The following is a 23,527-nucleotide window of genomic DNA, read 5'->3' as shown; positions in this document are numbered from 1 at the left end:
CAAAAGAAAACGGCGGCCCGGATTGCCCGGACCGCCGTTCGCTCATGCTTTATCGCTGCAACTCAGCCAAGGCCGTGGCGCACGAACCATGCATGCATCTTGGCCCATCCATCTTCCGCCTGCGCCTTCCGGTAGGTGGCGCGGTAATCGGCATGGAAGGCATGCGGCGTGTCCGGATAGATCATGAAGTCGAAGGTCTTGCCGGCGGTGCGCAACGCGGCGCGCATCTGCTCGACCGTGTCGTTCGGGATACCCTGGTCGGCGCCGCCATAGAGGCCCAGCACCGGCGCCTTGATCGCGGCGGCGAGGTCCACCGGATTGCGCGGCTGGCGCTCGTTCGGCTGGCCGACGACGCGGCCATACCAGGCGACGCCAACGGTGAGGTTCGGGTTATGCGCGGCATAGAGCCAGGTGATACGACCGCCCCAGCAGAAGCCGGTGATGCCGAGCTTGGCCTGGTCGCCGCCATTCTTCTTGGCCCAGGCAGCCATGGCGTCGAGATCGGCCATCACCTGCGCATCCGGCACCTGGCCGGCCACGGCAACGGCGGCCTGCATCTCGGTCACCTTGCTCATATCGGCCTGGCGGGCATAGAGGTCCGGCGCGATGGCGAGATAGCCGAGTTTGGCGAGGCGACGGCACACATCCTTGATATGCTCATGCACGCCGAAGATTTCCTGGATCACCAGCACGGTGGGGAAGGGGCCGTCCTTGGCCGGCATGGCGCGGTAGGCCGCCATCTGGCCGCCCGGTACCGGCACCTTCACTTCGCCGGCGGTGAGGCCGTTGGTGTCGGTGGTGATGATGCTCTGCGCCACCACCGGTGCGGCGGCAAGCGAGAAGCCGGAAATCAGGCCGGTGGCGACAAAGCCGCGCCGGGAGAAGTCCACCTTTGGCGCCAGGCTCAGCATTTCATTCATGGATGTGTTCCTCTCTGTGTGGGCTTGCGCGGCGTTGTGTGGATTCTCTGTCCGCCTGCGCGCCGGGCGGTATTTAGCTCCAGCGCCCACCCGAGCGTCAATCGCGCGATGGATTGCTCCCCAGAACGTTACTGGAGACGGTTATTGAAGCAATTGGATGATCAGCCCGACGATGGCGAATATGGCCAGCCAGCCGGCGATATAGACCAGGATGCGGCGGCTTTTCCATGGCAGCCGCAGGGCGGCGGGCAGGATCAGCAGGGCAGCCATCAGTAGGCCCAGCAACTGGGCCCAGGATTGCCAGGACATACGCTGGTCTCCGCCCCGGAAGCGAGGGGCTTAGTCTTTCTGGCTGATACGCTGGGCGTCGTTGCCCTGCAGGCAACGGCGGTAGAGGCGGTCGGCCTCGGGTTCCTGGCGGCTCAGGTGGCGGATGTCCATCGAGCTGACGACGCGATAGGACACGGCATCCTCGTCATTTGCCGGCTTGTTCTCGGCCGGAATGCTGCGCACCAGCGACAGGCTCTGGTCGCTGCCGCGGCGCAATTCCACCTTGTACGGGCCACCGTCAACGCGCTCGCTGGCGCAGACAACGCCCAGTGCGCGGTCGAAATTCTTCACGCGGTTATAGCGCGGGTCGGGCAGGAATTCCGGCCCCATGCCCTCAGTCTTCACACCTGTCGGGCGGTATTTGTGGATTTCGGTGGTGGCGGTGAGGATGCGGCCGAACGGGAAGAAGATCTCCACGTTGTCGTCCAGCTTGGCATGCTCGCCCATCTTGCCATTGATGATTGGCAGTTCCACGATGCGGTGGCCCGGAATGCGCGAAGCATCTTCGTTCAGCAGCAGCATGGCGCGGTCGCCGCGTTCGCGGGCGCGTTCCTGCTCGAAGGGAATCGGGGCGGTGGGGTGCCGGGGGCCCTTCTGCGCCAGGGCTGGTGCGGCGGTCAGGATTACGCCGGATAGGGTGAAAACGGCACCAGCCAGGAAGGCGCTCTGAAGCGTCTTGGCGATCACTGCCCGCATGCCGTCTGCTCCCCCGAAAGGACAAATGCAAAGTCCTGGTCTACCGTGGTGATGGCGCCAAAACCGACGCGAGCATAGACAGGTTTTTTTTCTTTGCCAAGAGTCCATGTATTATCAAAGCGTTACCAAGGAATCCGGTTCCCCGCCGGGCTTTGCCAAGGGACCGCGTTGCGGCTATGGTACGCGCCGCTTGCCCGCGCTGCGCGTGGCAACCGCTGAAAACGGCGATTTGCGCCGCGGGTTTTGGTTTTGAGGAGCTTGGGCGTTGGCCGAGAAAGACACCTTTATCCAGGAAGTGGACGAGGAATACCGCCGCGACCGGATGATGCAGGCCTGGCAGCGGTATCGGGTGCCGATGATCGCCGCCGTGGTCATCCTGCTGGCCAGCGTCGCCGGCTACCAGGTCTGGCAGCATTACCGGTCCGAGAAGGCCGAGGCCGCCGCCCGCGCCTTTGTCACCGCCCAGTCGCTCGGCCAGGAAGGCAAGCATGTCGAGGCCGCCCAGGCCTTCGCCGGCATTGCCGCCTCGGGCGCTGATGGCTATGCCCTGCTTGCCGCCTTCCAGCAGGCCGGCCAGTTGGTCCGTGCCAAGGATATCACTGGCGCCATTGCCGCCTATGATGCCATCGCCGGCAATTCGGCCCATGCCAACGATTTCCGTGATCTGGCGCGCTATTACGCGGCGCTGAACGGCTTCGATGCCTTGAGCGTGGAGGAACTGCGCCGCCGCCTCGGCAGCATTCCCGCCACCAGCCCCTGGGCCTCGAATGTGCGTGAATTGCTGGCGCTGACCGAACTCAAGGCCGGCGACCGCAATCAGGCGCGCAAGCTGCTCACCGAACTCGCCGACGACCCGAACGCTTCGCCGGGTGCACGTGGCCGCGCCAGCGAATTGCTCGCCGCCCTGGGCGGTCCGCTCAATCCGTGATGATGCATACTGGATGATGCCCACCGTGATGACGCCGACCCGCCTTAGCCGCTTCGCCCTGTTGCTCCTGCTGCCGCTGGCACTGGCCGGGTGCGATACCGTGGGCGATTTCTTCACGGTCAAGGACAAGCCGAAAGTGCCGGGCGAGCGTATCTCGGTGCTGGCTTTCGACTCCCAACTTGATCCCGATCCGCAACTGGCACAGACGCCGGTGCAGCTGCCCAAGCCCTGGGCCAATGCCGATTGGCCGCAGCCGGGCGGCTATCCCAGTCATGCCATGCAGCATCTGGCGCTCGGTGACACGCTGCGCGAAATCTGGAGTGCCGATATCGGCACGGCGGGGGACGACGAGACCAAGATTCTCGGCCAGCCGGTGGTGGCCGATGGCCGCATCTTCACCAAGGATGCTGCTTCCAAGATCACCGCTTTCGATGCCAATACCGGCCGCCGGCTGTGGCGGGTCGACCTGACACCGAAGGGCGAGACGGAAGGCGCGCTTGGCGGCGGCATGGCCTATGCCGAAGGCAAGCTGTTCGTTGCCACTGCCTACGGCGACGTGGTGGCTTTGCAGCCCAATACCGGCCTGCTCTATTGGCATGTCGCTTTGAAGCTGCCGGTGCGCGGTGCGCCGGCCACCGAGGGCGGCCGCGTCTATCTCATTACCCAGGATAACCAGCTTTTCGCGCTCGAAGCCGAAACCGGTCGCCAGCTCTGGACTTATTCCGGCATCGTTGAAGCCGCTGGTCTGCTTGGTGCTGCCGCGCCGGCAGCCGAGGGCAGCACCGTGGTGGCGCCATTCTCGTCCGGTGAAGTGGTGTCCCTGCGTGCCGAGACCGGCACTGTCGGCTGGTCGGAGCAGTTGGTGCGCACCGCCGGCCGCGTCAGCGCCATCGGTGCCTTGAACGACATCAACGCGCTGCCGGTGATCGACCGTGGCCGCGTCTATGCCGTCAGCCAGTCGGGCCGCTTCGTCGCGATTGATATCCGCACCGGCGAGCGCGTCTGGGAACGGGCGGTTGGCAGCGTGCAGACCCCCTGGGTCGCCGGTGAGTTCATTTTCCTGGTGACGGTGGATGCAGAAATCCTCTGTCTCAGCCGGCGCGACGGCAAGGTGAAATGGATTCGCCAGTTGCAGCGCTACAAGGATCCAACGGCGCCGATACGCAAGGGCGTGATCAACTGGTATGGTCCGGTATTGGCCGGCGACCGCCTGATCGTCGCCTCCAGTGATGAGCGCGCCTATGCGATCTCGCCCTATACCGGCGATCTGGTTGGCGCAATCAAACTTTCCGGCCCGGCGGCGGTGTCGCCGGTCGTGGCAGGGCAGACGGTCTATATCCTGACCGAAAATGCCCGCCTGTCAGCCTATCGTTAGGATTCCAATGCAGCGCAAAGTCGCCATCGTCGGCCGGCCCAATGTCGGCAAGTCGACGCTGTTCAACCGGCTGATCGGCAAGCGCCTGGCGCTGGTCGATGATACGCCGGGCGTGACGCGTGACCGCCGCGAAGGCCAGGGCCGGCTGGGCGATCTCGAATTCACCATCATCGACACCGCCGGCCTCGAGGATGCGGAAGACGAAACCATGGCCGGCCGCATGCGGCGCCAGACCGAGCAGGCCGTGGCCGAATCCGACGTGGTGCTGTTCGTGGTGGATGCCCGCGCCGGCGTGACGCCGCTCGACTCCCATTTCGCCAAGTGGCTGCGGCGCCAGCGCAAGCCGGTGGTGCTGCTGGCCAATAAGTGCGAAGGGCGTGGCGGCGTGTCGGGTCTGGCCGAGGCGCATGGCCTGGGGTTGGGCGAGCCGCTGCCTTTCTCCGCTGAACATGGTGAGGGCCTGTCGGAACTGTTCGATGCCCTCGCGCCGCATATCGCCATCCCGGCGGCGGATATCGAAGCCGTGCCCGATGATGGTGAATTGCTGCCGGTCGATGTCGATGTGGATGTCGAGACGCCGGACGACCCGACGCGCCCGATCCAGCTCGCCGTGGTTGGTCGGCCCAATGCCGGCAAGTCGACCCTGATCAATGCGCTGCTGGGCACCGACCGCATGCTGACGGGCCCGGAGCCGGGCCTGACACGCGACAGCATTACTATTGCCTGGGAATACCAGGGCCGCCGCATCCGCCTGGTGGATACCGCCGGCATGCGGCGCAAGGCGCGGGTGGAGGAAAAGCTGGAAAAGCTTTCCGTCGCCGACTCGCTCTATTCCATCCGCATGGCCCAGGTGGTGGTGTTGATGCTGGACGGCCATCTTGGTTTTGACCGCCAGGACCTGACCATTGCCGACCATGTGCTGAGCGAGGGCCGCGCCCTGGTCATCGCCGTGAACAAGTGGGATCTGGTGGAAGACCGCGCCAAGGCTTTGCGCGAGATCGAGGACCGGCTGCAGACCTCGCTGCCGCAGGCGCGCGGCATCCCGGTGGTAACGCTCTCGGCGCTCACCGGCCGCCATCTCGACCGCCTGCTGCCGGCGGTGATGAAGCAGTATGAGCGCTGGAACACCCGCATCGGCACGGCGGCTTTCAATCGCTGGCTCGAACACATGCTGTCCAAGAACGCACCGCCGCTGGCTAATGGCCGGAGCGTGCGCATCCGCTACGGCACCCAGGTGAAGACCCGGCCGCCGACGCTGTCGCTGTTCGCCGGCCGCGCCGAAACCATCCCCGAGACTTACCAGCGTTACCTGATCAACGGTTACCGCGATGCCTTCGATCTCGCTGGCATCCCGATCCGCGTCATCCTGCGCAAGAGCAAGAATCCTTTCGACACCAAGAAGGACTAGGGCCTTGGGCAGCTATCGCGGTTCCTGCCATTGCGGCACCGTGACCTTCCGCATCGACGCGGAAATCACCGAGCTGACCACCTGCGACTGCTCGCTTTGCGTCAAAAAGAATGCGCTGATGACCAAGGTGCATGAAAGCGCCTTGACCATCACGGCGGGGGAAGAGGCGCTGACGCTGTATCAATGGAACACGCGCCGGGCCAAGCATTACTTCTGCTCGCGTTGCGGCATCTATACCTTCCACCGCAAGCGCGCCGCGCCGGATCATTACGGCGTCAACATCCAGTGCCTGGATGATTTCGACCACAGCAAAGTGCCGGTACGCGCCACCGCAGGCGCCAACATGACCGTGGAGGACCCGGCGCCGCGCCCGGAATGGCCGGGGCCGCGGGAGTAAAGAGTGCACCAAAACTAATGTCGTCATGCGCGGACTTGATCCGCGCATCTTTGGCATATGAAATGGGATGCCCGGGTCAAGCCCGGGCATGACGACAGGGGGGAGGTTTTTTTACTTCTTCCAGGCGTGCAGCCGCTTTGCCGCCTCGATCATGCGGTCGGTGGCGCCGGCAAACGAGAAACGCATGAAGTAATGCCCACGGCCACGATCGAAGTCGAAACCGGGCGTGGCGGCAATGCCGGTATCCAGCAGCAGGCGGGTGCAGAAATCCTGCGCATCGTTGGTGAAGCGCGAAATGTCGGCGTAGATGTAGAAGGCGCCATCGGCAGGCGCGAGCTTGTCGAAGCCGGCCTTGGGCAATTCGTTCAGCAGGATTTCGCGGTTCCTAGTGTAGCGCGCCACATTCTGCTCCAGCTCGTCATAGGCCGAGAGCGCGGCGATGCCGGCGACCTGGCTGATGCCCGGGGCGGAGATATAGAAATTCTGCGACAGGCATTCCACGGCGCGGATCAGTTGCGGCGGCAGCACCATCCAGCCGAGCCGCCAGCCGGTCATCGAGAAGTATTTCGAGAAGCTGTTGATCACGATGGCCTGGTCGGTGAGTGCCAGCACGGATTCCGCGCGGCCGCCATAGGTGATGCCGTGATAGATTTCATCGACGATCAGCCAGCGCTGCCTGGCGGCGCAATCGCGCACCAGGGCGGCAAGCGAGGCATGGTCGAGCATGCAGCCGCTCGGATTGGCCGGGCTCGCCACCAGCACGCCCTTGGCGTTGGGCGCCGCCGCCTGGATGGTTTCCGGCGTCGGCTGGAAGCGGGTTTCGGCTTCCGTCACGATCATCTGCGGCACCAGATCGACCGCCTTGAGGATGTTGCGGTAGGCCGGATAGGCCGGTTCGCCGAGCGCCACTTCGTCGCCGGCATCGAAGGCGGCGAGGAAGGCAAGCTGGAAGCCGGCGGATGAACCGGTAGTGACGACGATGCGCTCGGCCGGCACGTCGAGGCCATAATACTGGCGGTAATGGCCGGAGATCGCCTCGCGCAGTTCGGGAACGCCGAGTGCCAGCGTGTAGCCCAGCGGGTTGGTCTGCGCGGCTTTCGTCGCCGCTTCAATTGCGGCGCGCGGCGCTGGCGTGGAAGGCTGGCCCACTTCCATGTGAATCACATCGCCGCCGGCGGCTTCGCGCGCGGCGGCGGCCTTCATCACTTCCATGACGAAGAATGGATCGATGGCGCCGCGCCGCGAGGGCAGGGGGCCGGCAAGCGGCTTCAGAACGCTGGACATCGCGTCACTCCAAATCAGAATTCATCGCCGGCACTGAGGCCGAAGCCGCGCGGATCGGCCCCGCCACGGCACGTCTCGGGGCTGCGCGGCACGCCATTGCTGCACACCGCCATGGTAACGCGGCCCAAACGGCGCACTTCCACCGCTGGCACGCCGCGCTGGGTGATGGCACCAAGCATGGCGGCATCGACACCGGCTTCATGCATCACCGGCGCTTGCGGACCGGGCTGGAACAGGCGCGGCCTGGCGATCACCTGATTGATCCGCTGCTTGCCTGTAAAGGCCTCGATCATCACTTGCGCCAGGGCGGCAGGGCCGGGGGCGCCGCCGCTCACCGCGCCAGCGGCGAAGCTCTGCTTCGCGGTGTAGTTGGCGGCGACCATGGCGGCGAGGAAGGGCGTTTCATCGCCTGCAATACCAGGGGTGGCGGCAAACAGGATGCCGGTTTCACTGCCGATCTTGCGACTGCCGAAGGCACGGCCAAGGCCGATGGCGCAGGAAACCGCGCGGCCATCCTTGTCGATGGCGGAGATGCTGGCCGAGCCATGCTCGAATAGCGGCGCGTTGCCTTCCAGGCCGCGATAGGCCTGGCCGATGGATGTAGCGAATTCACGCGGCTTGGCGCTGCCGACGCTCTGGATGCTGAAAGCACTTGCCGGGCTGAAGCCCTGTTCCACCAGCCAGGCGGCGGTGGCGCCGCCGCGTGCATTCGGCGAGGCATAGACCGTCATCGCATACTGGAACGGCAGTTCTATCGGCTTGGTCACCTGGGCGGCGAAACCGCGCAGGTCATCTTCCTTGATCGCACCGCCGATGCGGGCGGAATCGGCCACGATCTGACGGGCCACCTGGCCCTGGTAGAAATCGGTCGGGCCGGCGCTGCGGACGCGGCCAAGCACGAAGGCGAGTTCGTTCTGCACCAGCAGATCGCCCTCGGCGCGCGGCCTGCCGCCGGGGCCGGCCAGCAGCCGGGCCAGGGCGGGATCGCCGAGCGCCGGCGGATTGGCTTCCTGCACCGACTGCACGAAGGCGCGGCTGGTCCGTTCGCCGAACCGCGCCAGGGCCTCGGCGGGCGAGACCACGGCTTCCCAGCGCAGGGTTCCATAGACGCCCTGCAGCATGGCCAGGCCGCGCAGCAGGCCGGGGATCGGCACAGCGCCGCCGCCGGCCGGCAGACGCGGCAGGAACTCGATGGTATCCGCCCGCTTGCGCGCCGGGTCCACCGCCACGCAGAGGCCGCCAGCGCCGAGCGATACGGCGGTGGGATAGGTGACGGCCATGGCCAGCGTACCGGCGGCCACGGCATCGGCGGCACTGCCGCCTGCTGCAAGAATATTACGGGCGACCAGCGTGGCGCGGGGTTCATCGCTGGTAACAACACCGGTGAAACCTTTTGCCGCTTCGGGCGTTGGATCATTGGCTTCGGCAGCTTTCTTGCCGCAACCCGCCAGCACCAGCAGGGCTAGTACCAGGGCGAGGGAGGGGGCGGTGCATTGACGCAGGCCGGCCCGCTGCCTACCTTTCTGGGGCTGGCACGAAACCACCAGCCGGTTCGGACTCGAATTCATCATGGCTTTACGCTGGTCCTCTCTGCGCCGACCCTTGGCGGTCGGTTGCGCCCTTGTCTTCGCCATTGCCGCCCTCCTGCCCACCCTCGCGGCGGTCATTTCCGGCGAGGCTTTGGCGCAGCGGCGCGGCGTGTCGCTGGTGCGCGATGCCGAGATCGAAAATACCATCCGAGCCTATGCCTTGCCACTGTTGGCGGCGGCCGGATTGACCGCCGACTCGGTCCAGGTGCATCTGGTTAACGACCGCTCGCTTAACGCTTTCGTGGCCGGCGGCCAGCGCATTTTCGTCCATACCGGCCTGCTGCAGCGGGCCGAGCGCCCGGCCCAGGTGATCGGCGTGCTGGCCCATGAAATTGGCCATATCTCCGGCGGTCACCTGTCGCGGATGGAGGACTCGCTCAGCAATGCCTCGGCGCTGATGATCGCCTCAATGCTGCTGGGCGTTGCGGCGGGTGTTGTTTCCGGCAGTTCGGATGCCGCCGTGGCCGGCATGCTGGCCGGACAGCAGATCGCCGAGCGCAACTTCCTGTCGTTTACGCGCGGGCAGGAGGCGGCGGCCGACCAGGCCGGCGCCAATTTCCTCGATGCGACGCAGCAGAGCATCATGGGCCTGGTGGAGTTCATGAAGGTCCTCGCCAACCAGGAAGCATTGCAGGCGGAACGCCAGGACCCCTATGTGCGCACTCACCCGCTTTCCGCCGACCGCGTGGCGGCATTGACGGCCCGCGCCGAGCAGTCGCGCTATGCCAAGGTGCCGGACAACCCGGAGAATGTCGAACGCTTCAAACGCATGCAGGCCAAGCTGATGGGCTATCTCGATGGCCTTGGCGCCACGCTGCGCAAATACCCGGAAAGCGATACCAGCCCCTATGCGCGCTATGCCCGCGCCTTCGCCTATTTCCGCACCCTGGATTTCACCCGCGCCCAGGCCGAGGTGAACAGCCTGATCGCCGAGTTTCCGAATGATCCCTACTATCACGAACTCAAGGGCGACATCCTGATCGACATGGGCAATGTGCGCGACGCTTTGCAGCCGCATCGCCGCGCCCATGAACTGGGGCCGCGCGAGCCGCTGCTGGCCTATGGCTATGCCCGCGTGCTGGTGGCGCTGGAAGATAACAGCCTGCTGCCGGAGGCTGTCACCATCCTCAAGGATGTGGTGCAGCGCGAACCGGAAAGCTCTGCCGCCTGGCAGCAGCTTGCCATTGCCTATGGCCGAAGCGGCGATATCGGCATGGCCTCGCTGGCCAGTGCCGAGCGCTACCTGGTCGAGGGCGCGCTGCGCGATGCTCAAGGGCAGGCCGAGCGTGCCCAGCGGCTGCTGAAAGAGGGCACGCCGGGTTGGCTGCGGGCGCAGGATGTGATCGCCGCCGCCAAGGAACGCCGCCGCGAGGCGCGCAACCGCTGAACTATCTGCCCAGAGCCGGGGCTCACCGTTTCGTGGCTTGTCTCCGGCTGCTGCCTGCGGCCATAGTCCGCAACCATTTTCACTGTGTTTAAGGAAATACCATGCCGCTGTTGCGTCGCCTGCTGATTGCCCTCCTGCTGCTGGCCGGTTTCGTCGCCGGGCCGGTAGCCGCACAGCAAAAGGCCGAGCCGGTGCCGCAGGAGCTGCGCGACGCGGTGAAGGAAAGCCTGCTGGAAAGCCCGCGCCTGCTGGAAGTGCTGGTGCGGCATCCTGAGCTGATCAACGAGGCCTGGCAGGAGTTGAAGCAGCAGGAAGCGACGATCAAGGCGGCGCTGACGGAGAACCGCAAGGAAATCTTCGACGACGGCGTGTCCCATGTCGCCGGCAATCCCAAGGGCGACGTGACGCTGGTGGAGTTCTTCGATTACCGCTGCGGCTATTGCAAGCAGGTGCAGCCCTCGGTGCTGGCATTGCTGAAGGAAGACAGCCGCCTGCGCGTGGTGCTCAAGGAATTGCCGGTGCTGGGTCCGGATAGCGTCGTCGCCGCGCGCGCCGCCATTGCGGCACAGCAGCAGCCGGGCAAGTATTTCGCTTTCCACAACGCGATGATGGAGCATCGCGGCCAGTTGCCCGAGGCCGAGGTGTTGCGTATCGCCAAGGCGAGTGGCCTGGATGTCGCCAAGCTCAAGGCCGATATGGCTGCGCCGCGCGTGACCGAGGTGATCGAGCGCAACCTGGCGCTGGCGACCAAACTTGGCATCCAGGGCACCCCGGGTTTCGTGATCGGTGACGAGATCGTGCCTGGTGCCATCCCGCTGGAGGCGATGCGGCAACTGGTGAAGCGGCAGCGCGGCGGCTAAGCCGCCATCCGGTGGCCCCTTGGGGAAAATTGACAGCGCCGCCGGCTGCCCTTATGGTCCGCCCGCGAAATTAACTATTTGTCGTGGATTACCGCCATGCGTGCCGAAATCAAGGCCGTAGCCGATGAGATCAAGCAGTCGCTGGAACTGCTGAGGAGGTCTCTTTGACTGGGATAACTCGGTTAAACGGCTCGAAGAACTGAACGCCAAGGCTGAGGATTCCAGCCTTTGGAACAACCCCGCCGAAGCCCAGGTGGTGATGCGCGAGCGCAACCGCCTGGACCGCCAGATCGGCACCCAGCGCAAGCTGGAGCAGGCGCTACAGGATAATATCGACCTGATAGACCTCGGCGAAGCCGAGGGCGACGCGGCTGTGGTTGCCGAGGCCGAGGCGGCCATCGGCGCGCTCGGCGCCGAGGTCGAGAAGGCACGGCTTGAGAGCCTGCTCTCGGGCGAGGCCGATGCCAACGATGCTTTCCTTGAAGTCCATGCCGGTGCCGGCGGCACCGAAAGCCAGGATTGGGCCTCGATGCTGCTGCGCATGTATGTGCGCTGGGCCGAGCAGCATGGCTACAAGGTGGAATTCCAGGAAGAGAGCGAAGGCGAAGAAGCCGGCATCAAGTCCGCCACCATCAAGGTCAGCGGTCCGAATGCCTATGGCTGGCTGAAGAACGAGACCGGCGTGCATCGCCTGGTGCGTATCTCGCCGTTCGATTCCAATGCCCGGCGCCATACCAGCTTCTCGTCGGTCGGCGCCTATCCGGTGATCGACGACAGTATCGAAGTCGATGTGCAGGAAAAGGACCTGCGGGTGGATACCTACCGCGCCTCGGGCGCCGGTGGCCAGCACGTCAACAAGACTGACTCTGCCGTGCGTATCACCCATATGCCGTCCGGCATCGTGGTCGCCTGCCAGACCAACAAGAGCCAGCATCGCAACCGCGATGAGGCGATGAAGATGCTGAAGGCCCGGCTCTATGAGCGCGAGTTGCAGAAGCGCGAGGCCGAGAAGCAGACCGTGATCGACAGCCAGACCGATATTGGCTGGGGCCACCAGATCCGCTCCTATGTGCTGCACCCCTACCAGATGGTGAAGGACCTGCGTACCAACGTGGAGACGTCCGACAGCCAGGGCGTGCTGGACGGCGACCTGGACAGGTTCATGGCTGCCCAGCTAGCATCCAAGGTCGGGGCCAAGGCCGACTAGAAGCCGCGCGGCCCCGCCAGAGCAGTCTTGCTCCAAGGCCGGGGAGGCGAGGGCGTGCATCAGACCATCGAGATACCGCTATGGTTCGCGGTGCTGGCGGCGATCCTGGCCGCCATCGGCCTGGCCGACCGCCTGCTGGTGCCGGGTGTGCGCTGGTTCCTGCGCCGCCGTCTCAACCGGGTGATCGACGACCTGAACCAGCGGCTGCAACTCAAGCTCCGCCCGATCACCCTGACCCGCCGGCAATCCCTGATTGACCGGCTGCTCTACGATCCGCAGGTGGTGGCCGCCGCCGAGGCGCATGCGCGCGAGCGCGAGATGCCGCGCGAGGTGGCGATGGCGCAGGTGGAGAAATACGCCCGCGAGATCGTGCCGGCCTTCAATGCCTATTTCTACTTCCGCATCGGCTACTGGCTGGCGCGCCGCCTGGCCCGCACCCTCTACCGTGTCCGCGTCGGCTTCACCGACAGCGCCGGGCTGGATGCGGTGCCGCGCGATGCCACCGTGGTGTTCGTGATGAATCACCGCTCCAACATGGATTACGTGCTGGTGGCCTATCTCGCCGCCGACCAGGCAGCGTTGAGCTATGCCGTGGGCGAATGGGCGCGGGTCTGGCCTTTGCAGCAGCTTATCCGCGCCATGGGGGCCTATTTCATCCGCCGCAATTCCAACGATCCGCTGTATCGCAAGGTGCTGGAGCGCTATGTGCAGACCGCTACGGCCGGTGGTGTGCCCCAGGCAATTTTCCCGGAAGGCGGCCTGACCCTCGATGGCCGCATGCGCCCGCCCAAGCTCGGCTTGCTGGATTATCTGGCCCGCGCCTTTGATCCGGTGGAGGGCCGCGACGTGGTGTTTGTGCCAGTTGGCATCAACTACGACCGCGTGCTGGAAGACCGCAGCCTGCTGCGCAAGCTCGACCCCGACGCCAAGCGAGTCAGTGCCAGTGCCGCTGTTGGCACTGTGCTGCGCTTCGTCGGCCGCAACCTGCTGCGGGCGATTTCTGGCAGCTGGTATCGTTTCGGCTATGCCTGCGTCAATTTCGGCACGCCGCTATCGCTGCGCCACTGGCTGCAGGAACGCGGTGCCGGTGATCTGCGTCTGGTGGAGAAGGACGCGCGCTCCAGCCATGTCGCAGCGCTGGGTACGGAATTGATGCAGCGTGTCGGCGCCGTAGTGCCGGTGCTGCCGACCGCGCTGGTATCGCAGGTGCTGCTCGGGCTGAGCGAGGGCGAGGCACTTTCCAGTGTCGAGATCAAGGCGCGCTGCCTGGAACTGATCCAGCGCCTGGAAGGCAACGGCGCCCGCATCTATGTGCCGCGCGGAGACCTCGACTATGCCATCGAGACCGGCTTGCGCATGCTGAGCCTGCGGCGCATCATCCTGCGCGATGACACCGGGCTCTACCGCCTCAACGCCGCCGACCGGCCGATTCTCGGCTATTACGCCTATTCGATTGCTCATCTGCTGCCATGATTGCCGGTTCTGAAGCGCAGCGCGTGGTGCTGCTGCATGGCCTGTCGCGCACCCGGCGTTCGCTGGCCCGGCTGGAGGCTGCTCTGCGCGAGGCCGGCTATGAGGTGATCAACTGGGATTACCCGAGCCGGCGGTACAGCATCGCCGAGCTGGTGGTTTTGTTTCGCGCACTCTGCGATGAACTGGCCAAGCAGCCGAAGCTGACGCATTTCGTCGGCCATTCGCTTGGCGGCCTGATCATTCGTGCCGGCCTGGCTGGCTGGCGACCCGGCTTCGCTCTGGGCCGGCTGGTGCTGGTTGCTTCGCCCAATCGCGGTGCCGGCATCATCACGCGGCTCACCGCCACGCGGTTGCTGGCCGATCTGCCGCGCCTGTTCGGGCGTCCGGCGCTGGAACTGGGGCGCGATGCCGCCTGGCTCGGCAGCATCGGCATGCCGGAGGCCGACATCGGTGTGATCGCCGGCACACGCGGCTTTCATCCACTCAATCCGGCTAGCTGGCTTAACACCCTGCTGGCCGGAGAGGTTGCCCATGACGGCACAGTGGAACTCGATTCCGCCATGCTGCCGGGCATGACGGATTTCCTCAGCGTCGATGTGGCGCATACCTTCATCTGCGATGATGAACGTGTGATCGCCGCGGTGCGGCGCTTCCTCGAAGCAGGCCGGTTCGGAGAGTAATTTTCGAATGTCACTCTCGCGTAAGCGAGAGTCCCATTTCATGCCGCAAAATGGGATGCCCGCTTTCGCGGGCATGACCGGTGCGGGGGGCTAGCCTGGAGCTTACGAGCTGGCGCGCAGGGCTTCCGCCTGCTTGTCGGCCTTCTCGATCTTTTCGGCCTTGTCAGCCTTTCCCGGTGCCGGCTGCGGATCCGGGTTGTGGGTGATCTGCGTCACCACGCTGAACTTCGCTGCTGCTTCGCGCGGGTTCTCGGCGAATTTGCACAGGCCTTCGATCTTGGCGCCGGCGGCGATCGAGAGCAGCTCGTGCCAGATATCGCCGCGCACCCGAGCGGTCTTGTCCAGTTCCACCGACTTGGCGCGGATGCGGCCGATCACCTCGCCGCGGATCAGCACATGATCGGCCACCACTTCGCCGACCACGCGGGCATTCTCGCCGATGGCAAGGCGCTCGGCAGTGACATCACCATTCACCACGCAGTCGATCTGCACTTCGCCTTCAGAGGCGAGGTCGCCATTGACCGTGAGGCCGACGCTGAGGAGCGACGGTGGGGCCTTACTGGCGCCCGGCGTTTGTGTCTTCTTGCTGCTTGAAAACATGATAGCCCGCCTCGATGAATTTGCCCGGATCGACAGGTTCGTCGTCGAGCAGAATTTCGTAATGCAGATGTTGCCCGGTGGAACGGCCCGTGGAGCCCATGGTGCCGATACGCTTGCTGTAGGTAACCACGTCACCCACCTGCACGCCAATCGTGTTGAGGTGAGCATAGCGCGTCTTGATGCCAAGACCATGGTCAATTTCCACCGCGCGGCCATAGGGGCCCTTGCGGCCGGCAAACACCACCACGCCGGCGGCGGTGCTCAGCACCGGGGCGTTGCGCGGGCCGATCAGGTCGAGCCCGGCATGGAAGGCCCATTGCTTGGTGAAGGGGTCCATGCGGCGGCCAAAGCCGCTCGACATTTCCGTTTCATCTGGGTTTACCGGCAAAGCCAGCGGCAGGCGCTGGGCCAGGGCGACCAGTTCGCCCCAGCGGCCGAGCTTGCCTTCCAGCTTGGCCACGTCGCGGTCGATCGGGTCGGCCAGCGCCAGCGAGGCCGCGGCGGCGTCGGCTGCCGGAGCCGTGCCCGGTGTGGCATCGGCCACGGTGCGCAGCGGGCCACCGATGCCCACTTCGGCGCGGGCGGCGGCATGGCGCTTGAGCAGGGCTTCGATATCCAGGCCGGTGCCGCGCAGGGTCTTTTCCAGCGTGGCAACATTTTTGTCCGTGCGCTGATTGAGGTCATCCAGCACGTCGCGCTGGCGACCCCGCAGGGCCAGGATGCGGCTCTCGATCTCGCCGGCCTTCGGTGCCGGCTGTCCGGCGCCCTTCTGCCGGCTGCTGCGCAGCATCGCTTCCAGGTCTTCGATATTGCGCGGCGACGCATCAGCGGTGTCCGCCGCTTCAGGCTTCACCGGTTGCGCCTTCACCAGTTCAACGGCCTTGTCCGCAGGCTTTTCGGCTGGCTTGGCTTCGGCTTTTGCTTCGGCCTTCGTTTCCGCCGCCTTTGGCAGCGCGGCACTGGCCAAGGCATTGCCAGGCTTATCAGCAGCCGGCTTGTCGGCAGGGCGGGGCGCGCCCTTGGCATCGGCGGTATTGGTGGCAGGGGCATCGGCCTGGGCCTTGGTGGCCATATCATGCAGGCGGCGATAGCGGTCTTCCAGATCACGCGAGGCGATCAGGAAGTTTTCCTGGTTGCGCTCGAAATCCTGGGCCAGGCGTTCATAAGCGATGGTGAGTTCGGCGATGCGACGGTCGCGGCTCTCGAGCAGGGTGTCGCGGTAGATCGCGTTCACCGAGGCATAACCAATCCAACCGGCGAAGGCGAGTACGCCGATGCCGAGCATGAGCTGGGTGCGTCCGGACAGAGCGACATAGCGAACGTCGCCGCGACTGCGGAAAATAATTTGCCGCTCCGGAAAATTGCGGTCGCGCCACTCCCGCCATTGCCTCAATGCGCGTCTGCTCACCGGCCCCCCGTTCGCATCTATCGCCGATTGCTCTAAACCAGCGTAATTAGGACGTATTTGGCTTGGTTAATGCAAGCCAGTATCTGTTGCAAATTGAAAGAAACGCGCGACAAACAGTGGGGCGAATTTGTCGCGCGTATTATGCACAGGGTGTGGATAACACCCGCAACCGATTGATTCTCAAAGAGCCTGCACGGCGGCTAAAACCTCCGCGATATGACCTGGCACTTTCACCTTGTGCCAGATTTGGCGAATCTTGCCGCTGCCATCGATGAGGAAGGTCGCGCGCTCGATCCCCATGTATTTACGGCCATACATGCTCTTCTCCACCCACACGCCATAGGCTTCGGTCACCGTGCCTTCTTCATCGGATGCCAGCTTCACTGACAGCTTGTGCTTGGTCTTGAACTTATCGTGTGCTGCAACGCTGTCGCGCGAGCAGCCGATCACAACGGCGCCGAGCTTGTCGAACTTCGCCTGCGCGGCAGTGAAGTCGAGCGCTTCCTTGGTGCAGCCGGTCGTATCGTCCTTGGGATAGAAATACAGCACTACCGGCTTGCCCTTGAACTGGCTGAGCGACAGCTTGCTGCCGTTATCGCCGGGCAGGGTGAAGGCCGGGGCTTTGTCGCCGGGCTTGAGATTAACGCTCTTGCTGCTCATCTGGGTCTGCTCCTGTAGTGGCATCGCCGCGAAGGGAGTCGGCGAGCGCAAGATAGGGTGCGGCTGGCGCCTCCACCAGAGCCTGATAGAGCTTGAACACCGCTGCCTGCGTCGCCTCGAGCCGTTGCGTCAGGCGCGTCAGGTCCGGCTCGCCGAGCAAGGCGGGTAGCCGTTTGGCCAGCGCAGGGGGCCATTGCTCTGGCCGTTTCGCCGCCGGTCCCGCCAGCCGCGTCAGCGCCAGCAAGTGGCCCTGAAACTTGGCTGCCCCGATCAGCATGTCCACAGCTTGCAATTCGATGCAGCCCGTGTCGCGCAGCGCCTGCAAAGCCTGCAGCGGCGTGGGATCGAGAATCGCGGCGGCCGTGGCGCCATGGCGCAGTTGCAGATACTGGGTGATGAATTCGATATCCACCAAACCGCCGCGCGCCTGCTTCAGCGCCCAGGCATCGCGCGCCGGCTTGGCTCGCGCCAGCCGGTCGCGCATATGCGCCACATTGGCCAGCAGTTTCTTGGGGTCGCGTTTCTTGGCAAGCACGGCCCGGCGTACGGTATCGAATTTCTTCGCCAGTGCCGGCGGAGAGGAAATGACGCGCGCTCGGGTGAGTGCCATATGCTCCCAGGTCCAGGCTTCCTTTTCCTGGTAGTCCTTGAAGGCCTTGAGGGCGGTGGCTATCGGCCCGGCATTGCCCGAGGGCCGCAAGCGCATATCGACTTCGAACAACCGGCCTTCGCCGGTCATCGCGGTGATGGCATTAATGAAGCGCGGGCAGAGACGGGCGAAATAGAGTCCCGGCGTAAGCGGCCGCTTGCCATCCGATTGCTGCGCCTTGGCCGGATGATCATAGAGCAGCAGCAGGTCGAGATCGGATTCCAGCGTCAGTTCGCGGCTGCCGAGCCGGCCAAAGCCGATCAGCGCCACCTGGGCACCGGGCACCACGCCATGATGCTGGGCGAATTCCGCCTGCACATGACGCAGCAATTCGTCCAGCACGGTATCGGCCACGGCACTCAGCGCCCGGCCGGCGGAAGTGCCATCCAACTGGCCGCGCAACAGGCCGATGCCAACTTGCAGCCGCAACTCGCCGGTCCAGCGCCGGGTCCAGTCCAGCACATCCTGGAAGTCGCGTGCCGAACCGAGTTGGCGCGACAGCGAGACGGCGAGCCGCTCCGGTGTGAAATCCGGCGGCGTCTCGGCATATTCCAGCAGGCTGTCGAACAAAGCCGTGTTCTGCGCCAGGCTTTCAGCGAGATGCGGGGCTGCGGCGAGCAGTTCGGCCAGCACGTCGAGTACCGCCGGATTGCTTTGCAGCAGGCTGAACAACTGCACGCCGGCTGGCAATTGCCCGAGGAAATGATCGAAGCGGCGGATTGCCTCGTCGGGGCTGCCGGTGCGGCTGAAGGCTTCCAGCAATTGCGGCATGATGGCGGTGAGTTTCTCGCGCGCTCGTTCCGAACGCATGGCGCGATAGCGGCCGAAATGCCAGCCGCGCACCATGGCGGCGATTTCCGGCGGCTGGCTGAAGCCGAGGCCCTGCAGGGTGGCCAGTGTTTCCGGATCGTCGTCGGTGCCGGTGAAAACCAGGCTGCCCTGGTTGCTGCCTAAGCTCGGCGCTTCGGCGAATAGCTCGTCGTAATGCGTCTTCACTCGGGCAAGCAGGGCCAGCAGCTTGGCGCGGAAGGCAGTGGCACTGGTTTCGCCGAGGAAGTCCGCCAGCTTCGCGATACCTTCCGCATCATCGGGCAGGGTATGGGTCTGTTCGTCGTTCACCATCTGCAGCCGGTGTTCAACCTTGCGCAGATAGCCGTAGTCGGCGATCAGTTCCTCGGCCGTGCCGGGATCGAGCCGCTCGGTGGCAACCAGGGCATTGATCGCTTCCACCGTGCCGATGGCGCGCAGCCGGCTGTCGCGGCCGCCGGCGATGAGCTGCTGCGTCTGGGCGAAGAACTCGATCTCGCGGATGCCGCCGCGCCCGAGTTTCAGATTGTGGCCCTCGATGGCGATCTCGCCATGGCCCTTATGGGCATGGATCTGGCGCTTGATCGAATGGATGTCCTCGATGGCGGCGAAATCCAGGTTCTTGCGCCAGACATAGGGCGTCAGACGCTTGAGGAAGCCACGCCCAGCCTCGATGTCGCCGCCGACTGGCCGCGCCTTGATCATCGCGGCGCGTTCCCAGTTCTGCCCAAAGCTTTCGTAATAGGCTTCGGCTGCCGCCATGGAGAGCGCCACCGGCGTCGAGCCTGGATCGGGCCTGAGCCGCAGGTCGGTGCGGAACACATAGCCATCGGCGGTCTGCTCATGCAGCAGACGCACCATCTGCTGTGTCAACCGCACATAGCATTCCAGCGCTGTCTTGCGACCGCGATAGCGCACCACTTCCTGATCGAACAGCATGATCAGGTCGATATCGCTGGAATAGTTGAGTTCCCGCGCGCCGAGCTTGCCCATCCCGAGTGCCACGAAGCCGGAACCCAGGCATGGTGTCTTGGGGTTGGGCAATTCGACGTCGCCGCGTGCGGCGGCATCGCGCAACACCGCGCCGATGGCCAGGTCGATCGCCAGGGCGGCGAAGTCGCTCAGGTTCCCGGTCACGGTTTCCAGCGGCCAGAGTTGTGCGATATCCGCTACCGCAATGATCAGCGCCACCTGGCGCTTGGCGCGGCGCAGCGGCAGCATCAGCGCCTCTGCATCCTCGGCAGTGGCGGCGGCCTTGTGCAGAATATCGAGGGTTTCGCCGAGCGCGGCATCCGGCCCCTGGCGCAGCAGGGCCAGTACTGCCTGCGGTTCATGGCGGGCCAGGTCGCTCAAATACGGACTGTGGCTCCACAGGCAGTCGAGCAGGCGGCGGGCCGGGGCCTTGGCGGATTCGGTTCCCAGGGCCTTGGCCAGCTTAGCGCAGGCACGGTCTTCGGCGGCAAGATCGGCCAGCATCGACTGCCAGGCATCCAGGCCACGCGCCACGGCTTCCCCATCCCGGGCCGGCGGCAGGCGTGACCATTCCAAAGATGGCAGTTTTGCCATGGCGTTTCCCTCGAAATCCGGGGCCAAGTTCGGCTAAACTCACCTACCGGTCAAGCATTCGGCCGGTTCCGCTAACGCGTTGGAAAGGCAAGCTGCTTCGCGATGCTGCGCTGGAGTCGATTGTTCATCCGCACTGTGCTTGGCCTGTGCGTGGTCACAGGCCTGCTGGCTGGCGCCCTGGTCTGGCGGGTGAGCCGCGAGCCGTTGTCGCTCGACTTCCTGGTGCCCTATTTGCAGGAAAGCCTGAGCCTTGCCGATATCGGCCTCAAGGTCAGCTTTTCCGACGTGGTGCTGGCCTGGAAGCAGGATGAGCAGGCGCTGGGCCTGCGTATTGTCGACACCACTATTTCCGGCGAGCGCGGCCAGTCGATGAAGCTGCCGGAAATTGATATCGGCTTGAGTGGTGCTTCGTTGCTGCGCGGCGTGCTGGCGCCTACCTACATGCGGGTGCGTGGCGTTGATGCGCTATTGCTGCGCGAGGCCGATGGCCGTTTCCGCCTCGGCCTGCCCGAAGCCCAGGAGCCGGCAGCGGATGCGGTGGCGGAACCGCAGCCAGGCAGCGAAGACTTCATGCCGCTGCTGTTCGCCAATCTGTTCGAACGCCTGTCGCAGCCGGTGGACCTGAACGATCCGCTCGGCCAGATCAGCCAGGTCTCAATGGAGATTTCCCGGCTGGTGATCATTGATCGCAAGCTGCGCCGCCGCTGGGAGGCGCCCGGCGCCTGGTTCCAGGCGGATCGCGGCGAGAACAGCGTGCGGGCGCAATTGCAGGGCAGCCTAGCCTGGCGCAATAAGTCTCTCAGTCTGGCGCTGACGGCAGTCTATTCCGCCGCCGACCGCGCCGCGCAGGCCTATCTGCGGTTCGATGGTGTCGAGCCGGCCGACTTTGCCGATCTGGTGCCGGATGTGAAGGAGCTTGCCGGTCTGCATATGCCGCTGGCGGGCCAGCTTTCCTTCCGCCTTGGGCAGAGCGGCGATATCGCCAACCTGCGCTACGACCTCAATGCCGGTGCCGGCCTGGTAGAATTGCCGGAATTGTGGAAAGAGCCGCTGCGGCTGCGCGAGGCGCGTATACAGGGCGCGATGAATGCGTCGGCCACGCCGGGTATTGGCGATACCCTGGCCATCGAAGCAGCGAGTTTCCATTTCGAGGATGGCGTGCGGCTTGGTTTCAGCGGTGAATTGCTTCGCCCGGCGCCCGGCGAATTCGCCCTCGATATCAAGGGCCAGTTCACCGACCTGGCGATGGATCGCCTGAAGCTCTACTGGCCGCAGGATGCCGCGAAGAATGCCATCGACTGGATTTCCGCGCATATTCGGGGCGGGCGGGTGCCACAGGCGGAATTCGCGGCGCAGCTTAGCCCGGCGATGCTCTCGGGCAAGCAGAAGCTGTCGCGCAATGCTGTGCGACTGGCGTTCGGTTTCGAGGGGCTCAGCGTCGATTATTTCGCCCCGCTGACGCGCCTGACCGAGGCGCGCGGCGATGCGGTGCTGGATGCCGACGAGTTCAATCTCACGCTGGCCAGTGGCAAGGTCGGACCGCTCGCCACCAGCAATGGCAAGCTGCGCATCAACGGGCTGCAGGCACGCGACCAGTTCGCCGATATTGCCGTGACAGCGGCCGGCGCCAATAGGGAATTGCTCGGGCTGATCGACCAGAAGCCGCTCGGGTATGCCACCCAGCTTGGCATCAAGCCGGCAGTGGTGGAAGGCCAGGGCCGTGTCGATGTCACGTTCAACTTCCCGCTCGAACACAAGCTGAAGCTTGATGACGTGAAATTCACCGCCAAGGCCGACCTGGTCAATCTGGCGATCCCGGATATCTACGATCGTTTTGCCCTCACCAATGGCACCATGCAGCTCAAGGTCGATCCCAAGGGGCTCGATACCGATGGCACGGCGGCGCTGAACGAGGTGCCGGTGCGGCTGCACTGGCGGCAGGAATTTGATTCGCGCCAGGCGGTGACGGCGCGCTACCGCATTTCAGGCCGTGCCGATAACCAGGGGCGCAAGGCGCTTGGCTTCGATCTTGAGTCGATGATCGATGGTCCGGTCGATGCCCTGGCTGAGATCGAAAGCCGCCGTCTGGGCAATGAGACGGTGATCCGGACACAGTTGGATCTGACGCCGGCGAAACTGGCAATCAGCGAGATTTTTTGGGAGAAGCCGGTGGGCAAGACTGGCGCCGCCCAGTTTACCGCGCGGCTGAAGCCGAATGCGCCTACCGAATTCGAGGGATTGCGCATCACGGCGGATCAGTTCGTCGCCGATGGCAGCGCGTCCTTGGCGACTGATGGCGCCTGGTCGCTCAAGCTCGGCTTGCTGCGGATCGGCGAGAACGAGGCCAACGTCAATCTGCGCCGGGCCGCCAATGGCGATACGGTGCTGCGGGCCGAGGGCAAGCATTACGACCTGACGCCTTTTGTGAAGGCGATGGATGCGGATACCGGGGAACCACAGCCGCAGCCGCTGCTGGACCTACGGCTGCGCTTCGACGATGTGCGGCTGGATGAAACCACGGCGATGCGCAATTTCGCGCTTGATTTGCAGCGGGGTGCGCTGTTTGCCGAACAGCTTGATCTGTCGGGTGCCTTCCATGGCGGCGGCACGCTGGCGGTGCGTATCGCGCCGGTAGCGGACAAGGCCAAGCGGCAGCGGCAACTTACGGTGCGCAGCGACAATGCCGGTGCGGTATTCAATTATCTCGGCGTCGAGAAGATGCAGGGCGGTACTCTTACGGTTGATGGCGTCTATGACGACGCCAAGTCTGGCCAGCCGCTCGAAGGGGTGCTGAATGCCCGGCAGTTCAAGGCGGTGCAGGCGCCGTTCCTCGCCCGGCTGCTCGGCATTGGCTCCTTCACCGGCCTTGCCGCACTGCTTTCAGGCGAGGGGATCAATTTCGACACGGCGCATATCCCGTTCACACAGAAGGACGGCGTGCTGACCTTGCAGCCGAGCCGCATCCGCGGCCCGCAGCTTGGCATCACCCTGGAAGGCACCATCAACCGCAAGACCAATCACGTCAGCATCAATGGCACAGCCGTGCCGGCCTTCGTGCTCAACACCATTCTCGGGCGTATTCCGCTGCTCGGCGACCTGTTTATCGGCGACGGGATCATCGGCGTGAATTTCGCCGTCAGTGGCCCGAAGGAAAAGACCGAGATGAGCATCAATCCGCTCTCGGCTATCGCGCCGGGCTTCCTGCGCCGCATCTTCCAGGCCAGTGGCAGCAGTAGCGGCAATAGCACTGGCGATCAGCCGGTTGAAGTGCCGCCGCCACCAGCGCAGATCGCGCCTTAAGCG

The 23,527-nt window shown here is 64.7% G+C and carries 19 protein-coding genes; 10 read left to right on the top strand and 9 right to left on the bottom strand.

The annotated features are described in order from the left end of the window. Nucleotides 1–62: 62 nt before the first annotated feature. The 3 genes from V6B08_RS20875 to V6B08_RS20865 all read right to left on the bottom strand — a co-directional run bounded on the left by V6B08_RS20875 (nt 63) and on the right by V6B08_RS20865 (nt 1,946). Nucleotides 63–920, bottom strand: coding sequence for a dienelactone hydrolase family protein (locus tag V6B08_RS20875; RefSeq protein WP_341984621.1), 858 nt, complete (start codon nt 918–920; stop codon nt 63–65). 141 nt (nt 921–1,061) lie between these two features. Continuing rightward, the gene (locus V6B08_RS20870) at nt 1,062–1,229 is read right to left on the bottom strand and encodes a hypothetical protein (RefSeq protein ID WP_341984618.1); all 168 of its coding nucleotides are present in this window, start codon (nt 1,227–1,229) and stop codon (nt 1,062–1,064) included. 30 nt (nt 1,230–1,259) lie between these two features. Beyond that, entirely contained in the window at nt 1,260–1,946 is a 687-nt protein-coding gene (locus tag V6B08_RS20865; RefSeq protein ID WP_341984616.1) for a hypothetical protein, read from the bottom strand. Nucleotides 1,947–2,211: 265 nt separating this feature from the next. Between V6B08_RS20865 and V6B08_RS20860 the strand changes: the two genes are divergently transcribed. Genes V6B08_RS20860 through V6B08_RS20845 form a run of 4 tightly spaced genes read left to right on the top strand, consistent with a single transcriptional unit; the run spans nt 2,212 to nt 6,054 of the window. Then, a complete protein-coding gene (locus tag V6B08_RS20860) occupies nt 2,212–2,874 on the top strand; it encodes a tetratricopeptide repeat protein (protein ID WP_341984614.1) in 663 nt (220 codons plus the stop codon). A gap of 13 nt (nt 2,875–2,887) precedes the next feature. Next, complete coding sequence (locus tag V6B08_RS20855) at nt 2,888–4,249, top strand: outer membrane protein assembly factor BamB family protein (protein ID WP_341984611.1); 1,362 nt, start codon at nt 2,888–2,890, stop codon at nt 4,247–4,249. A 7-nt stretch (nt 4,250–4,256) separates the two neighbouring features. Beyond that, nucleotides 4,257–5,657 carry a ribosome biogenesis GTPase Der gene (gene der, locus V6B08_RS20850; RefSeq protein ID WP_341984609.1) on the top strand — a complete coding sequence of 467 codons (1,401 nt, stop codon included), beginning with the start codon at nt 4,257–4,259 and terminating at the stop codon, nt 5,655–5,657. Nucleotides 5,658–5,661: 4 nt separating this feature from the next. Next, nucleotides 5,662–6,054 (top strand): GFA family protein, encoded by a 393-nt coding sequence (locus tag V6B08_RS20845; RefSeq protein WP_341984607.1) that lies wholly within the window; start codon nt 5,662–5,664, stop codon nt 6,052–6,054. A gap of 111 nt (nt 6,055–6,165) precedes the next feature. On the opposite strand, the gene V6B08_RS20840 is transcribed toward V6B08_RS20845, so the two are convergent. Then, the gene (locus V6B08_RS20840; protein ID WP_341984605.1) at nt 6,166–7,338 is read right to left on the bottom strand and encodes a pyridoxal phosphate-dependent aminotransferase; all 1,173 of its coding nucleotides are present in this window, start codon (nt 7,336–7,338) and stop codon (nt 6,166–6,168) included. Between the two features lie 14 nt (nt 7,339–7,352). Then, nucleotides 7,353–8,909: a gamma-glutamyltransferase gene (locus V6B08_RS20835; protein WP_341984603.1), complete on the bottom strand. Its 1,557-nt coding sequence runs from the start codon at nt 8,907–8,909 to the stop codon at nt 7,353–7,355. On the opposite strand from V6B08_RS20835, the gene V6B08_RS20830 reads away from it, so the two are divergent. The 5 genes from V6B08_RS20830 to V6B08_RS20810 all read left to right on the top strand — a co-directional run bounded on the left by V6B08_RS20830 (nt 8,908) and on the right by V6B08_RS20810 (nt 14,534). Continuing rightward, on the top strand, nt 8,908–10,314 hold the full coding sequence (locus V6B08_RS20830) for a M48 family metalloprotease (protein ID WP_341984600.1): 1,407 nt from the start codon (nt 8,908–8,910) through the stop codon (nt 10,312–10,314). The genes V6B08_RS20835 and V6B08_RS20830 overlap by 2 nt on opposite strands. Nucleotides 10,315–10,415: 101 nt before the next feature. Then, the gene (locus tag V6B08_RS20825; protein WP_341984598.1) at nt 10,416–11,174 is read left to right on the top strand and encodes a DsbA family protein; all 759 of its coding nucleotides are present in this window, start codon (nt 10,416–10,418) and stop codon (nt 11,172–11,174) included. A 96-nt stretch (nt 11,175–11,270) separates the two neighbouring features. Further along, nucleotides 11,271–12,381 (top strand): peptide chain release factor 2 gene (gene prfB, locus V6B08_RS20820; protein WP_341984596.1). Its coding sequence is split into 2 segments (ribosomal slippage): nt 11,271–11,339 and nt 11,341–12,381, totalling 1,110 coding nucleotides; the frame shifts between segments, so codons are not numbered across the junction. Nucleotides 12,382–12,435: 54 nt separating this feature from the next. Further along, nucleotides 12,436–13,854, top strand: a complete 1,419-nt coding sequence (locus V6B08_RS20815) for a 1-acyl-sn-glycerol-3-phosphate acyltransferase (protein ID WP_341984594.1) — start codon at nt 12,436–12,438, stop codon at nt 13,852–13,854. Continuing rightward, nucleotides 13,851–14,534: an esterase/lipase family protein gene (locus V6B08_RS20810; protein WP_341984591.1), complete on the top strand. Its 684-nt coding sequence runs from the start codon at nt 13,851–13,853 to the stop codon at nt 14,532–14,534. Before V6B08_RS20815 ends, V6B08_RS20810 begins: the two co-directional genes overlap by 4 nt. A 102-nt stretch (nt 14,535–14,636) precedes the next feature. Here V6B08_RS20810 and V6B08_RS20805 read toward each other — a convergent pair whose 3' ends face one another. The 4 genes from V6B08_RS20805 to V6B08_RS20790 all read right to left on the bottom strand — a co-directional run bounded on the left by V6B08_RS20805 (nt 14,637) and on the right by V6B08_RS20790 (nt 20,224). Further along, nucleotides 14,637–15,134, bottom strand: a complete 498-nt coding sequence (locus V6B08_RS20805; RefSeq protein WP_341984589.1) for a bactofilin family protein — start codon at nt 15,132–15,134, stop codon at nt 14,637–14,639. Continuing rightward, nucleotides 15,091–16,419, bottom strand: a complete 1,329-nt coding sequence (locus tag V6B08_RS20800; protein ID WP_341984586.1) for a M23 family metallopeptidase — start codon at nt 16,417–16,419, stop codon at nt 15,091–15,093. The genes V6B08_RS20805 and V6B08_RS20800 overlap by 44 nt, the downstream gene beginning before the upstream one ends. A 303-nt stretch (nt 16,420–16,722) precedes the next feature. Further along, complete coding sequence (gene bcp / locus V6B08_RS20795) at nt 16,723–17,202, bottom strand: thioredoxin-dependent thiol peroxidase (RefSeq protein WP_341984584.1); 480 nt, start codon at nt 17,200–17,202, stop codon at nt 16,723–16,725. Continuing rightward, nucleotides 17,183–20,224 (bottom strand): bifunctional [glutamine synthetase] adenylyltransferase/[glutamine synthetase]-adenylyl-L-tyrosine phosphorylase, encoded by a 3,042-nt coding sequence (locus V6B08_RS20790; protein WP_341984582.1) that lies wholly within the window; start codon nt 20,222–20,224, stop codon nt 17,183–17,185. Before V6B08_RS20790 ends, bcp begins: the two co-directional genes overlap by 20 nt. Before the next feature lie 102 nt (nt 20,225–20,326). Between V6B08_RS20790 and V6B08_RS20785 the strand changes: the two genes are divergently transcribed. After that, on the top strand, nt 20,327–23,524 hold the full coding sequence (locus V6B08_RS20785) for a YhdP family protein (RefSeq protein ID WP_341984580.1): 3,198 nt from the start codon (nt 20,327–20,329) through the stop codon (nt 23,522–23,524). Nucleotides 23,525–23,527: the final 3 nt, after the last annotated feature.

This window comes from Ferrovibrio sp. MS7, from assembly GCF_038404985.1.
GTDB classification, from domain to species: Bacteria; Pseudomonadota; Alphaproteobacteria; order Ferrovibrionales; family Ferrovibrionaceae; genus Ferrovibrio; species Ferrovibrio plantarum.
Note: the sequence above shows the minus strand (reverse complement) of the source record. Positions and strands in the feature narration are given on the sequence as shown.

Bases quoted from the DNA above. Each gene is read 5' to 3' on its own strand.
- V6B08_RS20875 (WP_341984621.1), bottom strand. From the start codon at position 920: ATGAATGAAATGCTGAGCCTGGCGCCAAAGGTGGACTTCTCCCGGCGC.
- V6B08_RS20870 (WP_341984618.1), bottom strand. From the start codon at position 1,229: ATGTCCTGGCAATCCTGGGCCCAGTTGCTGGGCCTACTGATGGCTGCC.
- V6B08_RS20865 (WP_341984616.1), bottom strand. From the start codon at position 1,946: ATGCGGGCAGTGATCGCCAAGACGCTTCAGAGCGCCTTCCTGGCTGGT.
- V6B08_RS20855 (WP_341984611.1), top strand. From the start codon at position 2,888: ATGATGCCCACCGTGATGACGCCGACCCGCCTTAGCCGCTTCGCCCTG.
- der (WP_341984609.1), top strand. From the start codon at position 4,257: ATGCAGCGCAAAGTCGCCATCGTCGGCCGGCCCAATGTCGGCAAGTCG.
- V6B08_RS20840 (WP_341984605.1), bottom strand. From the start codon at position 7,338: ATGTCCAGCGTTCTGAAGCCGCTTGCCGGCCCCCTGCCCTCGCGGCGC.
- V6B08_RS20830 (WP_341984600.1), top strand. From the start codon at position 8,908: ATGGCTTTACGCTGGTCCTCTCTGCGCCGACCCTTGGCGGTCGGTTGC.
- V6B08_RS20835 (WP_341984603.1), bottom strand. From the start codon at position 8,909: ATGATGAATTCGAGTCCGAACCGGCTGGTGGTTTCGTGCCAGCCCCAG.
- V6B08_RS20825 (WP_341984598.1), top strand. From the start codon at position 10,416: ATGCCGCTGTTGCGTCGCCTGCTGATTGCCCTCCTGCTGCTGGCCGGT.
- V6B08_RS20810 (WP_341984591.1), top strand. From the start codon at position 13,851: ATGATTGCCGGTTCTGAAGCGCAGCGCGTGGTGCTGCTGCATGGCCTG.
- V6B08_RS20805 (WP_341984589.1), bottom strand. From the start codon at position 15,134: ATGTTTTCAAGCAGCAAGAAGACACAAACGCCGGGCGCCAGTAAGGCC.
- V6B08_RS20800 (WP_341984586.1), bottom strand. From the start codon at position 16,419: ATGCTCGGCATCGGCGTACTCGCCTTCGCCGGTTGGATTGGTTATGCC.
- bcp (WP_341984584.1), bottom strand. From the start codon at position 17,202: ATGAGCAGCAAGAGCGTTAATCTCAAGCCCGGCGACAAAGCCCCGGCC.
- V6B08_RS20790 (WP_341984582.1), bottom strand. From the start codon at position 20,224: ATGGCAAAACTGCCATCTTTGGAATGGTCACGCCTGCCGCCGGCCCGG.
- V6B08_RS20785 (WP_341984580.1), top strand. From the start codon at position 20,327: ATGCTGCGCTGGAGTCGATTGTTCATCCGCACTGTGCTTGGCCTGTGC.